Here is a 15,652-nt window from a genome sequence, read left to right as displayed (position 1 = left end):
GTACCCTCTTATTGTGCGGGAATGCGGAATTCGGTGATCAGCCCATCGGCCAGCGTGACATAGGCCTCGCTGCGCCCGTTGAAGACACGGCTTTTCCAGTCGAAGACGATATGCGTGGTCGGGCCCTCGGTCGCGGCTTCGATCACTGTCATGTGCGCCTTGGCGCCAATCGCATCGGAGCGGGCCCATGAGAGAACGCCTGCGGGACCTTTCAGGATGCGGCCCCAGTCGTTGATGCTGCCTGAGGGGGAGAAGGCGGAAACGAATGCGGCTTCATCGCCTGCATTGATGGCGTCGACGGCGGCCTGGAGCGCAGGCGGAAGGGAAACCGGCATATAGGTATTTTCCTGATTCCTAATGGAGCGATAGTGCCGGGACGGCAATCATTTCGCAAGCTGCCATGCGAGCCCGCCAGCCAGGACCGCCGGAACGATGAACACCACCGCAAGGATCGGCAATTCCTGCGTCACGGTGTAGCCGGCCTTGGTGACGCCCACCCACATGTTCGTGATTGCGACGACCAGCCAGACCGGGATGAACAGGCGTGCGCCCGCCGCAATGCCGGCGACATCCGCGCCCCACAGCTTTCCGAAAAGGGCAAAAACGCCGAGAAGGATCACTCCTCCGGCGATGACAAGAAGCATGTGCATGGGACGTCTCCCGTTGAGGTTTGTGAAAGGAATGAAAGACCACCGGCGGGACGGACCGCCGGTGGCCACCCCGTCACTTGGTGGTGTAGCCACCATTGACGAGGATGGTCTGGCCGGTCATCCACCATCCCTCGGATACCATGAAACGGATGTAGGGCACGATATCCTCGATATGGGTCAGACCCGTGGGCGTAAACTTCGACAGGGCCGCCGCCGTCTTGTGGTAGGCGACCGCGTCGGCGCCCTCGGCCGGATAGAAGAAGGGCGTGTCCATCGGGCCCGGGCCGATGGCAGTGACCGAAATGCCGCGCTCGCCGAACTCCTTCGAGGCGGCCCGCGTGAAATGCTCGACCGGCGCCTTCGTGCCGGCGTAGCTCGCGTAGAACGGCGTGAAGGCGCCGAGAAGCGAGGTGACGAGCGTGCAGATCTTGCCGTTGTCGTTCAGGTGCTTGCCGGCTTCCTTGATGAAGAAGAAGGCAGACTTGGCATTGACCGCGCTCATGGCGTCATATTCGGCTTCGGAAATCTCGACGATCGGCTTCTTCAGCACCTTGCCGACAGTGTTGATCGCGATGTCCGGCCGGCCGACGGCGGCGGTGACATCGGCGAAGAGCTTTTCCATGGCGCCGGCCGAGGTGAGGTCGGCCTGGAAGGCGACCGCTTCGGCGCCGGCGGCTTTGATGGCGGCGACAGTGGCGTCCGCATCGGCCTTGCTGGCTGCGCTGTTGTAATGGATGGCGACGGCCTTGGCGCCGTGCTCGGCGAGGTCGCGGGCAATCAGGCCGCCGAGATTCTTCGCGCCGCCGGCGATGATGACGGTTTTGCCCTTGATGCTGTGATCGGTCATGGGAGTATGATCTCCTTCGTTGGCACGGCCTCATGCCGCGCTTACATTAGCAAATGTACGGTCTAGGATTTCGGGATAAAGCCGCCTATCGTGACATCACTTGTCAGAAATCAAGAACAATGATGGGGCGTGATGGACCGAATCGACCTGTTTCGCATTTTCTGCCGGGTGGTCGAATGCTCCAGCTTCACCAAGGCCGCCGATACACTGGGCATGCCACGATCATCGGTTTCGGCGGCGGTTCAGGAGCTTGAAACCCGCGTTTCGGCACGGCTCCTGCAACGCACCACCCGCCGAGTCTCGCCGACACAGGAGGGCCTTGCCCTCTACGAGCGTTGCCAGCGGCTGATCTTCGATGTCGAGGAGGCCGAAAACCTTTTCCGCCACAACGCCGCCCAGCCCTCCGGCATGCTGCGCATCGACGTTCCCGGTCGGATCGGTCGGCTGATTATCGCGCCCGCGCTGCCGGGATTCCTGGAGCGCTATCCGAAAATCGACATCAGCCTCGGTGTCACAGACCGCGCGGTCAATCTTTTCGAAGATAGCCTGGACTGCGTGCTGCGCGTCGGACCGCTCAGCGATTCCGGCCTGATTGCACGGCCCATCGGCAAGCTGGCGCTGATCAACGTTGCGAGCCCCGCCTATCTGGCGCGCCACGGCACGCCCGCATCGCCGGCCGACCTCGCGGCGCATTGGGCCGTCAATTACGCCTCCCCGTCATCCGGCCGCGTCGAGGACTGGGAATGGCAGGAGGATGGCGCGTTGCGAACCCTGTCCGTCAAGAGCCGCGTCACGGTCAACAGCGCGGAAGCCTATATCGCCTGCTGTCTCGCGGGGCTCGGCCTCATCCAGATTCCCGCCTATGACGTGCGCCGCCATCTGGAGGCGGGCGAGCTTGTGGAGGTCATGCCGGAACAGCGCCCGGAGCCCATGCCGATGACGCTGCTCTACCCTCACCGCCAGTTCCTGTCGCAGCGCCTCCAGGTCTTTATAGAATGGCTCGAGGCCCTGCTGAAACGGCACCTCCTGCCGTGACAGCCGGTGCGCCATGGTGCGGCGGCACAACAGCAAACAGAATTTATCGGCCGCACGTTTTCCGCCTCAAAAAGCCACTTTTCTTTTTCTAGAGCCGGGCGTATGGCGCCACCTCGACGATGGCGGCAGTCGCAACGGCCCCCGCCGGGCGATTCGAACGGTCCCGCGCCCCAGGCGCGCCACTGCCCGAACGCCAGTTCGCCGGACAAGGCACAAGCAGGATTTTAGAACATGAACGATGCAGGGCCCCTTTTGCGCGGCCTCACCCAGGGCGCTGTGGAATCCACGGTGAGCGGCCTCATGCCGCAAATCCTCTGCGGTCCCGATTTCTCCCATCCCGGCCAGCCGGAAGAGCGGCTTTCAGGCGTCTTCGAGGGTTTGGCCGCAACCTTCGGCGCCTCGCCCGCCGTGCTCGATAACGGCCGGGTCTGGAGCTACCGGGAAATGGATGCGGAGGCGAACCGCCTCGCGCACTTGCTGGCCCAACGCGGGGTCGCGCCCGGCGACCGCGTCGCGCTGCTGCTCGACCGTTCCGCCGAGACCTACATCACCATCCTCGCCGTGATGAAGGCGGGTGCGGCCTTCGTACCGCTCGCACCGGCCTTTCCGGACGAGCGCATGGCGCTGATCGTCGAGGATGCCGGCGTGCGCCTCGTCGTCACCGTTGCCGGCTACGCGGCGCGCGCCGCAGGCCTTGCCGTGCCGCATGTCGTGGTCACCGCCGGTGGCGAGGAAACCGCCCGCTTCCCCGACACGCCGCCGGCCGTCGATACGTCCGGCGACGACATCTGCTACATCCTCTACACATCAGGCACGACGGGCCGGCCCAAGGGCGTGGCGGTGCGCCACCAGAGCATCTGCAACTTCGTGCGCGTGGCAGCCCATGCCTACGGCTATCGCCCGGGCGACCGGGTCTACCAGGGCATGACTATCGCCTTCGATTTCTCCACCGAGGAGATCTGGGTGCCTTTCGCTGCCGGTGCGACCGTCGTGCCCGCACCGGGCCGCATGACGCTGGTGGGTGAGGAGCTCGCGGACTTCCTGCGCGCCAACGCCATCACCTGCATGGCCTGCTCGCCGACGCTGCTGTCCTCCATCGAAAGCGACGTGCCGAGCCTGCGCGCCATCCTCGTCGGCGGGGAGGCCTGCCCGCACAATCTCGTCACGCGCTGGTCGAAGCCCGGCCGCCAGATCCTCAACACCTATGGCCCGACCGAGGCGACAGTCACGGCAACCATGGGATATCTTACGCCCGACCGCGTCGTCACCATCGGCACGCCGCTGCCGACCTATTCCATCGTCATCCTCGATGCCGACGCCCCGCAGCTGACCGGACCCGGCGAAATGGGCGAGATCGGCATTGCCGGCATCGGCGTCGCCGTCGGTTACCTCAACCGGCCAGACCTGACGGCGCAGAAATTCATTCCCGATTTTCTCGGCCTGCCGAACAATCCCTCGCAGCGCATCTACCGCACCGGCGATCTCGGCCGCATTAATGCCGATGGTGAGGTCGAGTACCATGGCCGCATCGACACCCAGGTGAAGATCCGCGGCTACCGCATCGAGCTCGGCGAGATCGAAGCCGTGCTGCTCGACCAGCCCGGTATTGCCCAGGCCGCCGTCACCACCTGGGAAATGGAACCCGGCCGTGTGGAGCTCGTCGGCTATTACGCGTTGAAATCGGGCACGGATGCAGTCCTGCGCGCCGATCTGGCCAAGGCGCTGCGCCAGCGCCTTCCCGACTATATGGTTCCCGCTTTCCTGGAGGAGCTGCCGGCGCTGCCGATGACCGTGTCCGACAAGGTGGACACGCGCAAGCTTCCCAAGCCCTCGGGCCTGCGGCTCGGCGGCGAGCGCAAGGCGATCCTGCCCTCCACCGACGAGGAGCGCTTCATGACGGAGGCGCTGCGCGATGTCCTGAAGATGGACGACATCTATGTCGAGGATCATTTCTTCGACGATCTCGGCGCCAATTCCCTGCTGATGGCCCGCTTCTGCGCCAGGCTGCGCACGCGCAAGGAATGGGCCGGCACCTCGATGCGCGACATTTACATGCACCCGACGGTCGCGGCACTTGCACGCCACCTGCACGGCCCGCAGGAGGACGTCGCCCTTCCCGAGGAGCCTTGCCTGACGCACAACGCCTCGGACCTCGCCTACTGGACCTGCGGTGCAGCCCAGCTCGCTTTCTACGGCCTTTACAGCTACTTCGGCTTCTGGATCCTCAATTCGGGCCTCAACTGGGTCTATGACATGCTGGACGACCCGGTTCAGCTTTACCTGCGATGCGCCGTGCTGTCGGCCGCCGTGTTCTTCGGCATGTCGGGCTTCGCCGTGGCCATGAAGTGGCTGCTGGTCGGGCGCTGGAAGGCGGAAAGCTTCCCGATATGGGGGCTGCGCTACTATCGGTTCTGGGCCGTCAAGACGCTGATCCGCACGGCTCCCGTCGTGCTGTTCCGCGGCAGCCCGCTCTACAGCCTCTATCTGCGCCTGCTCGGCGCGCGTCTTGGCCGCAGCACCACGGTCGAATGCCGGGCCGTGCCCGTCTGCACCGACCTCATCTCCATCGGCGAGAATGCGATCCTGCGCAAGGAATCCATGGTCTTGGGCTACCGTGCCCAGGCCGGCTACATCCATACCGGCCCCATCGCCATCGGACGTGACGCCTTCGTCGGCGTCGGCTGTATGATCGACATCGACACCTCGATCGGCGACCGCGCGCAGCTCGGGCATGGCTCCTCGCTCCAGCGCTGCCAGCACATTCCCGATGACGCGCACTGGCATGGATCGCCGGCCGTTCCGACATCGGCGGACTATTGCGCGGTTCCCGTCGTCACGCTGTCGAAGACCCGGCGCTTTCTCTACGAGGCGGTGCAGCTGGTCACGCTGTTTGCCGTCGTCACGCCCTTCCCGTTGCTCTTCCACAGCTACTGGCAGAATGTCAGCGACGACTATCAGGAATCCATCGGCATCGTCGCCATCGGCACGACGGTGACGCTCTTCATCCTCATTGGCGCGCTGCTGTTTGCGGCGCTGGTGCTGCCGCGCCTGTTCAGCCTCGTCTTGAAGCCCGGCCGCGTCTACCGGCTTTATGGCTTCCATTTCTGGCTGCAATCCATCGTGGAGGTCTGCACGAACGCCCGGCTGCTCAACCTGCTTTTCGGCGACAGTTCGGCAGTCGTGCACTATATCCGCGCGCTTGGCTGGAACCTCAACACGGTGGTCCAGACGGGCTCCAACTTCGGCAGCAACCAGCAGCAGGACAACCCGCTGTTCTGCGAGATCGGCACGGGCACCATGGTGTCGGACGGTCTCTACATGATCAACGTCCACAAATCGGCCTCCGCCTTCCGGCTCGAGCATACCAAGGTCGGCGAGCGCAACTATTTCGGCAACAACATCTTCTATCCGCCGGACGGGCGCACGGGCGACAACGTGCTTCTGGGCACCAAGGTCATGGTGCCGATCGACGGGCCGATGCGCGAGAATGTCGGCCTCCTGGGCTCGCCGCCCTTCGAAATCCCGCGGATGGTCAAGCGCGACAAGGAGCTGATCCAGGGCGTCAGCGACGACGAGCGCCGTGCGCGCTTGCCGCACAAGAACCGCCACAACCTCGCGACCGCGATGATGTTCATTGCCGTGCAATGGACGACATTGTTCGTGACGCTCGCCATCTGGGACCGCGCGCTGAACTACTATACGGAATGGGCAAATGTCGCATTGTTCGCCGCGGTCGTGCTGACGGGCGCCATCACCATTCCCTTCTACATCTTCATGGAATGGGCGAGCCTCGGGTTCCGCAAGCTCCAGCCGCAGGTGACGACCATCTACGACGTCGCCTTCTGGCGGCACGAGCGCCACTGGAAACTGTCGGATTCGCCCATTGTGCGCCTTTTCGCCGGTACGCCCTTCCGCCCCATGATCCTGCGGGCGCTCGGCGTGAAGGTCGGCAAGCGCGTCTATGACGGTGGGGCCAATATCACCGAACGCTCGCTGGTGGAGATCGGCGACGACGTCACGCTCAACGAGGGCTGCGTCATCCAGGCCCATTCACTGGAGGAAGGCGCTTTCAAGTCGGACTATATCCGCATCGGCAACGGCTGCACGCTGAGCCCGGCCGCCTTCGTGCATTACGGCGTTACCATGGGCGACGGCTCCATTGCGGATGTCGACTGCTTCGTCATGAAGGGCGAAATTCTCGAGCCGAACTCGATATGGCGCGGCAACCCGGCCAAGCTCTACGGCTGGGTCAAGCCGGTCGCGGCGGAATGAGTGACAGCGCGGGTGAGGCGGCGCTTTCGGCGGCAATGAAGCGGATTGCGCCGCCGGGCATCCGCCTCGGCTGCCGTCTTATTCGCGATGGCGACGAGGCGCTGCTCCTTCCCGAAGAGGCCTCAGCCCTTCCCGCCCGCCAGCCCGCCGCCCGGCGCGCCAGCGGCACCGCACGCGCCCTCGCCCGGCACCTGCTGATGCATGACGGCATCCCGGACGCGGTGATTGGCCGATCCGGCACCGGCGCTCCGCTCTGGCCGCAGGGTGTGGTCGGCTCGCTCGCCCACGACGACCAGATGGCGGTGGCGGCCATTGCCAGAACAGCCGACGTGCTTTCGGTGGGGATAGACGTGGAGCCCGCCGAACCGCTGCCCGACGAGATTGCAGCCCTCGTGTTCAATGGTGGCGATGGGATTGGCGGCATCGAAGCAGGGCTCGCGGCACGTGTTCTCTTCAGCGCCAAGGAGGCGGTCTACAAGGCCGCCCATCCACTCGACGGAGAAATCCTTGGCTACGAACATATCCGCGTGGATCTCGCGCGCGGCCAGGGCATCACCACGACCGGCCACAGGATGCGGCTGTTCTTCTGCGTTCATCCCCGTGTGGTCGTATTGGCCGTTGCGGCCGGTGATCAGCCGAACAGCATCTTGAAGGCGACGTAGAGCAGGACGAGCAGGACGGCGATCGCCGCCAGAATAAGCCCGAGCCGCTTTTCGACGAAGGCCTGGATCGCCTCGCCGTAGCGGCGCAGCAGGAAGGCGAGCAGATAGAAGCGCAGGCCGCGTGCGATGACCGCCGAGACGATGAAGTGCCAGAGCTTGATATGCACCACGCCGGCAAGGATCGTGACGATCTTGATCGGCGGCAGATGGGCGAGCCCCGACGTAACCAGAAGCAGGTTGAGCTGCTCTTCCGTGACCTGCGACTTCAACCGCTCGAAGGCCTCGAGCTTGCCGTAGAATTCCAGCACCGGCACGGCGATGGTCGCATAGGCATAATAGCCGAGCAGCCAGCCCGCGATGCCGCCCGCGACCGACGATACGGTTGCGACAAAGGCGTAGCGATAGGCCCGCTCGCGCCGGGCAATCGCCATCGGCACGAACAAAACGTCCGCCGGCACGAGAAATACCGAGCTTTCGACAAAGGCGATAACGGCGAGCCACACTTCGGCAGCCTTGCGGCCGGCAAGCGAGAGGGTCCAGGCATAGAGTTTTCGTAACATCGAATCTTGTGTCTGCGGCAGGTGGCTGGGAGGGTGTGATCGCTGCCTACACGCTTCGCCCGTCGAAATCCAGTGAAGCACCGGTCAACCGGGAACGACCCTCCGGGACAAACGGTGTGGATTGTCCGCCGGATGCATGAAGAACATTGATTATCCGATCAAATTATTGGCCATTATGCTCTCGCCGGAACAGGCAAACTGCAGCGGAAAACAGGACGGAGAGCCATGAAGCCAGATCCCATCACGCAACCGCCATCCGACGCCAGTGCGCGCAAGGCGATCCAGCCGGTGATCTGCTATCCGCGTGATACGCTCCCGACGGCCGATCTTGCGGCCTACCGCGCCGTGCGCGACGATATGGAGCTTGTGGAAACGGTGATCATACCGCCGCGAGAGGCCGCGACCTGGGAGGTGCCGGCCGGCCATTTCTGCCGCATGCTGTGTTCCGAGGGGCCGCAGGTCGGCGATCTCAACCTTTTCAACCTGCACGACATCGAGGAGCGGTTCTTCAGCGGCAAGACGCGCGCGCTGAACGGAACGCATGTCGGTCTCGGCGATCAGCTTTTCTCGAACTTTCCGTATATGCGACCCATCGCGACCATCACCCACGACACGCTCGACTGGTACGGCTTCGATGAATTCGGCGGATCGGTACACGATGTCATCGGCACGCGCTGCGATCCCTATACCAACAACCTGCTGAGCAACGGCGGGCAGTATCACCATTGCTGCCATTCCAATCTCACGCGCGCGCTGTCGCAGAAAACCGGTCTGCCACTGGCCGAGGCCGAGCGCCACGTCCATGACGTGCTGAACGTCTTCATGTGCACCGGCTTCACGCGCGATACCGGGCAATATTTCATGAAGGCGAGCCCGGTGCGGCCGGGCGATTACCTCGAATTCTTCGCGGAAATCGATCTTCTCGGCTGCATGTCAGCCTGCCCGGGCGGCGACTGCTCGGCCCAGCACTCCTCCGACACGGCCGCCTGCTACCCGATGGTCGTGGAGATCTACAAGCCGAAGCGCCTGCCGGAAGGCTGGCAGTCTCCGCACCGCAACGGCTACAACCTCAGCCACGGTCTCTAGGCGTAACACACGACCGAGACCCCCGCTCCCAACGAACAGGATGTGTTCTTCATGATCCAGCTTCCCTTCGCGCCGACCGAATACAAGGCCCGTCTCCATGCTATCCGCACGGAAATGGCGCGCCGCAATCTCGACCTCCTCATCGTCAACGACGTCGCCAACCAGCATTACATCACCGGTTACGACGGCTGGTCCTTCTATACGCCGCAGGTGGTGCTCGTGCCGCTGGCGGACGAGGAGCCCGTATGGATCGGCCGCGCGATGGATGCAGCGGGCGGCCTGCTGACGGCGTGGATGAAGCCGGAAAACGTCGTCGGCTTCCCGGAAGACCACGTCCAGCGCGCCGACCGCCATCCCATGGACTGGATCGCCGCATGGGTTTCCAACAAGGGCTGGGGCAAGGGCCATATCGGCATCGAGCTGGAGGCCTATTACTACTCGCCGAAGGCGCATGCCCGCCTGACCGCCGGCCTGCCGAACGCCACCTTCCATGACGCGGACCTGCTGGTGAACTGGGTGCGCAGCGTGAAGTCGCCGGCCGAGATCGACTATCTGCGCAAGGCATCGCGTCTGGCCGAGGCGGCCGTCACGGCGGCCTACGAGGTTATCGCGCCCGGCGTTCGCGAATGCGACGCCATCGCGAAAATTCAGGCCGCGCAGGTCGCCGGCTCACCGGACTTCGCCGGCGACATCACCGCTCTGCCCCCCACCATTCTCGGCGGCGAGAACGCGTCGGCTCCGCATGTCATGTGGAGCGACAGGCGGTTTGGCGAAAACGAGACAGTGGCACTGGAACTGGCCGGCGTCGTGCGCCGCTATACGGCGGGTCTTGCAAGGACGATGCAGCTCGGCGCCATGCCCGCCAAGGTGAGCGACACGAGCAAGGCGGTTCTGGAAGGCATGGAAGCCGTTCTCGACACGATCCGGCCCGGTGTGACTGCCGAGGCCGTGGAGGCGGCCTGGCGTCAGGTCATCCAGCGCTATGGCCTGAAGAAGGAATCACGCATCGGCTACTCCATCGGCGTCGCCTATCCCCCGGACTGGGGCGAGCACACGATCAGCCTTCGTCCCGGCGACACGACCATCCTGAAACCTGGCAACGTGCTGCACTCCATTCTCGGCATGTGGATGGACGGTTGGGGCATCGAGGTCAGCGAGACCATCCTCGTCACCGAGAACGGCTGCGAGACGCTCACCAGCTTCCCGCGGGACATCCATGTCAAGGCCTGACGAAACCGGCATGGCGATGGACGCGGCGCTGGAAGGCCGGATGATCGATATGCGCCGGCATCTCCACCGCCATCCCGAACTGTCGAACGAGGAGCGCGAGACGCAGGCCTATCTGCGGCAAGCGCTGGTCGAGGCGGGCTTCGCAACGGTGCGCCCCATCGCCGGCTTCGGCCTTGCGGTGGATATCGTCGGCACCGCCGGCCCGTCCAACCGCAAGGTGGTGATCCGCGCCGATATCGATGCCCTGCCGATCACCGAGGCCTCAGGCGTGCCGTTCGCCTCGCTGCGTTCGGGCGTCATGCACGCCTGTGGCCACGATGCCCATGCGGCGATGGGTTACGCCGCCGCCGTGCTGCTCGACGCGCAGCGAGAGAGCTTCAGCGGCACCGTCCGGCTGATCTTCCAGCCCGCCGAGGAAGCCGAGCCGCTGGGCGGCCGGCGCGTCATCGAAGAAGGCCTGCTCGACGACGTGGATGCGGCCATCGGCATCCACGTCGACCCCTACACGCCGGCGGGCCGGATCGCCGTCGGCGCAGGCCCCTACACGCTCGCCTGCGATAATTTCGACGTGATCGTCACCGGAAACTCCGCGCATGCGGCCAAGCCCTCGGATGGAGTGGACGCCATCGCGGTCGCCTGTTCCATGGTGACCGAACTACAGAAGATCGTAGCGCGCGAGATCGACCCCTATGATCCGTTGGTCGTGTCCGTCACCGGCATCGAAGGCGGCGGCGCCTATAACGTCATCGCACCCGAAGTCCGTCTCAAGGGCACGATCCGCAGCGGCCGCGAGGAAACACGGCAAAAGGCCTGGCAAAGGCTGCGGCAGGTTTTCGAGGGTATTGCGGCCGCCCACGGCGCCCATGTTGCGGTGGATATAAGGCGCGGCGAACCAGCGGTCGTCAACGATCCTGAAATGGTCGATATCGTGCAACGCGCGGGCGCGGCGATCGTTGGACGCGACAATGTCCAGACAGCGCCGGGCTGGACCGCCGCCGACGATTTTGCCTTCTACAGCGAAAAGTGCCCTTCGGTGTACTTCCGCCTTGGCATCCGCAACGCCGATATCGACGCTGTCTACCCCTTGCATCACCCGAAGTTCAGCATCGACGAGACGGCCCTGCCGAAGGGCGCAATGGTACTGGCCGAGGCTGCGCGCGCCTTTCTCACCAAGCCCCGCTAGAGTGGCGGCATTAATCGTAGGCGTATGGCGTTCGCTCGACGCGGGCGCACCTATCGTGGAGATTTATCGAGAAAATATCGAATTGATTGCGCCGCTTACCCGTACCCACAGGGTATGCCCTTGAACGACGGCAATCAAAACGAGGTTTGAACGATGCATCTTGTGGGTCTTCTGGTGATGGTGCTGGGTGGTGCGGCGGTCTGGTACTGGCGCTTCAAGATGGTGCGGGAAGCCGGCAGCGAAGTGGTCGACTCCATCGAAAGAATGCGCGGCGCCTACAAGCGCAAGCAGTTCCGCCAGAAGGCGGAAGCGGCACCGCTCGCCTCGATTGCCGATCCGGCCATCGCCGCCGTAGCCTTCTTCCTCGCCCTTGCGGCCGAAAAGCCGCACGCCAGGGATCAGGCATCCGCCGTCATCCGCACGCGCATGAGCGGCATCATCAAGCCGCAGGACATGGACGAGGTGCTGATCTTTGCCGACTGGGCGACCCGTAACGTCGTCAACCCGCAGGATCCGATCCGCCGCTTTCGCGATCTCTGGCTGAGCAGGCTCGATATTGCAGAACGTCAGGAACTGATCGCCATCGCCGACGCGGTGGCTTCGGTCGAGGGCGATCCCACGGCCGAACAGGCTGAAACATTGCAGGCCTTGCGGCGCACCCTGCTGAACTAACGCCCGGCAGGACGCGCCGATAGCACCATGACCTGCGCTCAGGCTGCCGCAGGTCGGGCGAACATGCGGCCTGTTGCATGACGCGGCGAGGCGGTCGTACCGCCGAGCTCGAAAGTGGCCAGAAGCGCATTGAGCGCCTGTGACTGCGAGGCGAGGTTGGCGCTCGCCGCGGATGTCTGCTCGACCATCGCGGCATTCTGCTGCGTGCCCTGATCGACCGTGCCGACGGCGGAATTGATCTCCGCAAGGCCGGTCGATTGCTCGCGCGACGCCTCGACGATGGCGACCACGTTGCTGCTGACCTCCTGCACATCACGGATGATCTGCTCCAGTGCCGCACCCGTCTCGCCGACGAGCTTCACGCCCGAGCGTACCTCGTCGCTGGACTTCAGGATCAGTTCCTTGATCTGCTTTGCGGCTTCGGCAGAGCGCTGTGCGAGCACGCGCACCTCCTGCGCCACGACGGCGAAGCCCTTGCCGGCATCTCCCGCACGCGCCGCTTCCACACCTGCATTGAGCGCCAGCAGGTTGGTCTGGAATGCGATTTCATCCATCATGTCGGTAATCGAGCTGATCTCGCGCGAGGAGCGCTCGATTTCGCCCATGGTGGCAACGGCGCGCTTGACGACCGTCTCGGAGAGCTCGGCGCTGGCCTTCGTCCGCGCGACGATCTGGCCGGCCTCCTCGGCCCGCGCCACCGAGCTTTTCACCGTTGCGGTGATCTCGTCGAGGGCCGCAGCCGTTTCCTCCACGGAGGCGGCCTGCTGTTCCGTGCGCATGGAGAGATTGGCGGCCGCCGCGCTGAGCTCGCCGGCCGATGCGTCGATGCTGAAGGCATTTTCACCCACCTTCCGTAGCGCGGTCCTGAGGGTCGCAACCGAAGCGTTGAAATCGAGCCGCAGCTGATCGAGAGCGGGGATGAACGCTTCGTCGATCTCGCAGGTCAGATTGCCGCCCGCAACCTGCGCAAGGCCCGAGCCGAGGGTGGTGACGGCCTTGACCCGCGCCGTAATATCCGTGGCGAACTTGACGACTTTGATCACCCGGCCATCCGGATCGAAGATCGGATTGTAGGATGCCTGGATCCAGACCTCCCTGCCCCCCTTGCCGATGCGCTTGAACTCCGCTGCCACGAACTCGCCGCGCCGCAGGCGCTGCCAGAACTCCGTGTAGTCGGCGCTCTGCGCATAGGCCGGCTCAACGAAAATGCTGTGTGGCCGGCCCGCGATTTCCGCGAGGTCATAGCCAAGCACCCCCAGGAAGTTGTCGTTTGCTGTCAGAACGCGTCCGTCGACGCTGAATTCGATGATTGCCTGCACCCTCGACAGGGCCGTGAGCTTGCCAATGGCCTCGGCAGCGCGCATTTTTTCGGCCGTGATATCGGTCGCGAATTTCACGATCTTCAGCACCTTGCCGCTGCTGCTGACCACCGGATTATAGGACGCCTGAATCCAGACTTCCCTGCCGCCCTTGCCGATACGCTTGTATTCCGCCGCATCGAATTCGCCGCGAGCGAGCTTGCGCCAGAAGGCGGCATAGTCGTCGCTGACCGCATAGGTGGGATCGACGAACATGCGGTGGTGCTGTCCGACAAGCTCGCTCGCGCTGTAACCCAAGACGCGTAGGAAGTTCTCATTGGCGGATAGAACGTTTCCGGCAGCATCGAACTCGATGACGGCGAATGCCTTTCCGACCGTCGAAAGAACGGCCTCCGCCGTCGCCCCGCCCGTGAGTTTCGTCCAGACGCGATTCATGCCTGTTTCCCATCCCGTTCAGGAAGCACAGCCGGCAGCATCGCAGCGTGCATCGATATCAAGGGCCTGGGCATCATGCCGTGGCGGTTGATCGGTAAACTTCCGCCTCTTTAGGGAAAGAGCGCCTGAGCACCTTCGCGGCAACCCGGCGCGTCACGCACCAGCCGGCCACCGCAGAAAGCTTTCACCCTTCTAAACGGATCCGGTAAATATTTAGATTATGTAATATAGGTTGTTCTTGCGCTGTGCGATCCCGCAATTCGCGTGCCGGAGCGGCTGTCCGGTACCGCGAGAGGTTACCGATACGCTCGGGGTGGCTTGATCGACGTGGAGCCGTTGGCTACGCATAGGCATTGGCTTGAAGGACTTGCCCATGAGCATCCAACTCTTCGACCTCACGGGCAAACGCGCGCTCGTGACGGGTTCCTCTCAGGGCATCGGCCTGGCGCTGGCGCGGGGCCTAGCTGCCGCGGGCGCCGAAGTCGTGCTCAACGGCCGTGATGAGACCAAGCTCGCTGCGGCGGCCAGTGAGATCGGCACAAGTCGCACGCTTGCCTTCGATGCCACGGATCATGCGGCGGTGCGCGCCGCAATCGATGGTTTCGAAGCGAAAGTCGGCCCGATCGATATCCTCGTCAATAATGCCGGCATGCAGCATCGCGGGCCGCTGGAGGACTTTCCCGCCGACGCCTTCGAACGGCTGCTGAAGACCAACATTTCCAGCGTGTTCAATGTCGGGCAGGCCGTCGCCCGCCATATGATCGCGCGCGGCGCTGGCAAGATCATCAATATCGCCAGCGTCCAGACCGCGCTCGCGCGTCCCGGCATTGCGCCTTACACCGCCACGAAGGGGGCGGTCGGCAACCTCACAAAGGGCATGGCGACCGATTGGGCCCGATACGGTCTGCAATGCAACGCCATCGCGCCCGGCTATTTCGATACGCCGCTGAATGCGGCCCTCGTCGCCGACGAGGCCTTCTCCACCTGGCTGGAAAAGCGTACGCCGGCCGGGCGCTGGGGTAAGGTCGAGGAACTTGTCGGCGCCTGCATCTTCCTTGCCTCGAACGCATCCTCTTTTGTGAATGGACACACGCTCTATGTCGACGGCGGCATCACGGCCTCACTCTGAAACGCCCCGGCGCCTCGTCCTCATGGGCGTCGCCGGCTCTGGCAAATCCGCCGTCGGCGCCGCACTGGCCGCGCGTCTGGGCGCCGTCTATCTCGACGGCGACGACCTGCATCCGCCGGCAAATATAGAAAAGATGAGTCGCGGCGAACCGCTGACGGACGAGGATCGGTGGCCATGGCTGACCCTCGTCGGACAAAGGCTGGCGAACCCGCAGGGCACCCTGATCATCGGCTGCTCAGCGCTGAAACGCCGCTACCGCGACCATATCCGCGCGCAGGCCGGCGCGCCCGTGATCTTCGTGCACCTCGCCGGCAGCCGCGAACTCATCGCCAGACGCATGGGCGCCCGCTCCGGCCATTTCATGCCCACCAGCCTCATCGACAGCCAGTTCTCGGCGCTCGAGCCGCCCGAGGCCGACGAGAGCGCTGTCACCGTGGACATCGACGCACCGCTGGACGACGTAGTCGGCGCCATCGCCGCCAGACTGGAAGATGCCGGGCCGACCGCTTCGAACGGTTGGTGATCCGTGCGACGTCATTGTGACCTGCCGCCGCACGGGATCGTCCTTCGTG

General features: G+C 64.2%; 14 protein-coding genes. 9 read left to right on the top strand and 5 right to left on the bottom strand.

The window, feature by feature from the left end; translation table 11 throughout:
• Positions 1–8 precede the first annotated feature (8 nt).
• The 3 genes from MNR02_RS21310 to MNR02_RS21300 form a co-directional block, all read right to left on the bottom strand.
• Positions 9–335: a nuclear transport factor 2 family protein gene (locus MNR02_RS21310; protein WP_241949762.1), complete on the bottom strand. Its 327-nt coding sequence runs from the start codon at positions 333–335 to the stop codon at positions 9–11.
• A 48-nt stretch (positions 336–383) separates the two neighbouring features.
• Positions 384–650: a hypothetical protein gene (locus MNR02_RS21305; RefSeq protein ID WP_241949761.1), complete on the bottom strand. Its 267-nt coding sequence runs from the start codon at positions 648–650 to the stop codon at positions 384–386.
• 73 nt (positions 651–723) lie between these two features.
• Positions 724–1,497 carry an SDR family oxidoreductase gene (locus MNR02_RS21300; RefSeq protein WP_241949760.1) on the bottom strand — a complete coding sequence of 258 codons (774 nt, stop codon included), beginning with the start codon at positions 1,495–1,497 and terminating at the stop codon, positions 724–726.
• A 132-nt stretch (positions 1,498–1,629) separates the two neighbouring features.
• On the opposite strand from MNR02_RS21300, the gene MNR02_RS21295 reads away from it, so the two are divergent.
• From MNR02_RS21295 to MNR02_RS21285, 3 genes are all read left to right on the top strand, one after another.
• Positions 1,630–2,532 (top strand): LysR family transcriptional regulator, encoded by a 903-nt coding sequence (locus tag MNR02_RS21295; protein WP_241949759.1) that lies wholly within the window; start codon positions 1,630–1,632, stop codon positions 2,530–2,532.
• A 300-nt stretch (positions 2,533–2,832) separates the two neighbouring features.
• Positions 2,833–6,804 carry a Pls/PosA family non-ribosomal peptide synthetase gene (locus tag MNR02_RS21290; RefSeq protein WP_241949870.1) on the top strand — a complete coding sequence of 1,324 codons (3,972 nt, stop codon included), beginning with the start codon at positions 2,833–2,835 and terminating at the stop codon, positions 6,802–6,804.
• On the top strand, positions 6,801–7,466 hold the full coding sequence (locus MNR02_RS21285; protein ID WP_241949758.1) for a 4'-phosphopantetheinyl transferase: 666 nt from the start codon (positions 6,801–6,803) through the stop codon (positions 7,464–7,466). Before MNR02_RS21290 ends, MNR02_RS21285 begins: the two co-directional genes overlap by 4 nt.
• Here MNR02_RS21285 and MNR02_RS21280 read toward each other — a convergent pair.
• Positions 7,436–8,026: a YqaA family protein gene (locus MNR02_RS21280; protein ID WP_241949757.1), complete on the bottom strand. Its 591-nt coding sequence runs from the start codon at positions 8,024–8,026 to the stop codon at positions 7,436–7,438. The genes MNR02_RS21285 and MNR02_RS21280 overlap by 31 nt on opposite strands.
• 225 nt (positions 8,027–8,251) lie before the next feature.
• On the opposite strand from MNR02_RS21280, the gene MNR02_RS21275 reads away from it, so the two are divergent.
• The 4 genes from MNR02_RS21275 (at position 8,252) to MNR02_RS21260 (ending at position 12,197) form a co-directional block, all read left to right on the top strand.
• Complete coding sequence (locus MNR02_RS21275) at positions 8,252–9,112, top strand: DUF1989 domain-containing protein (protein WP_241949756.1); 861 nt, start codon at positions 8,252–8,254, stop codon at positions 9,110–9,112.
• 51 nt (positions 9,113–9,163) lie between these two features.
• Positions 9,164–10,342 carry a M24 family metallopeptidase gene (locus MNR02_RS21270; protein WP_241949755.1) on the top strand — a complete coding sequence of 393 codons (1,179 nt, stop codon included), beginning with the start codon at positions 9,164–9,166 and terminating at the stop codon, positions 10,340–10,342.
• On the top strand, positions 10,329–11,525 hold the full coding sequence (locus MNR02_RS21265; protein WP_241949754.1) for a M20 family metallopeptidase: 1,197 nt from the start codon (positions 10,329–10,331) through the stop codon (positions 11,523–11,525). The genes MNR02_RS21270 and MNR02_RS21265 overlap by 14 nt, the downstream gene beginning before the upstream one ends.
• A gap of 153 nt (positions 11,526–11,678) precedes the next feature.
• Entirely contained in the window at positions 11,679–12,197 is a 519-nt protein-coding gene (locus tag MNR02_RS21260; protein ID WP_241949753.1) for a hypothetical protein, read from the top strand.
• Positions 12,198–12,235: 38 nt separating this feature from the next.
• Here the strand turns inward: MNR02_RS21260 and MNR02_RS21255 are convergent, their stop codons facing one another.
• Positions 12,236–13,951, bottom strand: coding sequence for a PAS domain-containing methyl-accepting chemotaxis protein (locus MNR02_RS21255; RefSeq protein WP_241949752.1), 1,716 nt, complete (start codon positions 13,949–13,951; stop codon positions 12,236–12,238).
• Between the two features lie 373 nt (positions 13,952–14,324).
• Between MNR02_RS21255 and MNR02_RS21250 the strand changes: the two genes are divergently transcribed.
• Complete coding sequence (locus MNR02_RS21250) at positions 14,325–15,080, top strand: SDR family oxidoreductase (protein ID WP_241949751.1); 756 nt, start codon at positions 14,325–14,327, stop codon at positions 15,078–15,080.
• Positions 15,049–15,603: a gluconokinase gene (locus tag MNR02_RS21245; protein ID WP_241949750.1), complete on the top strand. Its 555-nt coding sequence runs from the start codon at positions 15,049–15,051 to the stop codon at positions 15,601–15,603. The genes MNR02_RS21250 and MNR02_RS21245 overlap by 32 nt, the downstream gene beginning before the upstream one ends.
• The last annotated feature ends 49 nt before the right edge of the window (positions 15,604–15,652 follow it).

This window comes from Shinella sp. H4-D48 (assembly GCF_022637395.1).
In the GTDB taxonomy this organism is placed as follows: domain Bacteria; phylum Pseudomonadota; class Alphaproteobacteria; order Rhizobiales; family Rhizobiaceae; genus Shinella; species Shinella sedimenti.
This window is presented reverse-complemented; position numbering and strand designations above follow the sequence as displayed.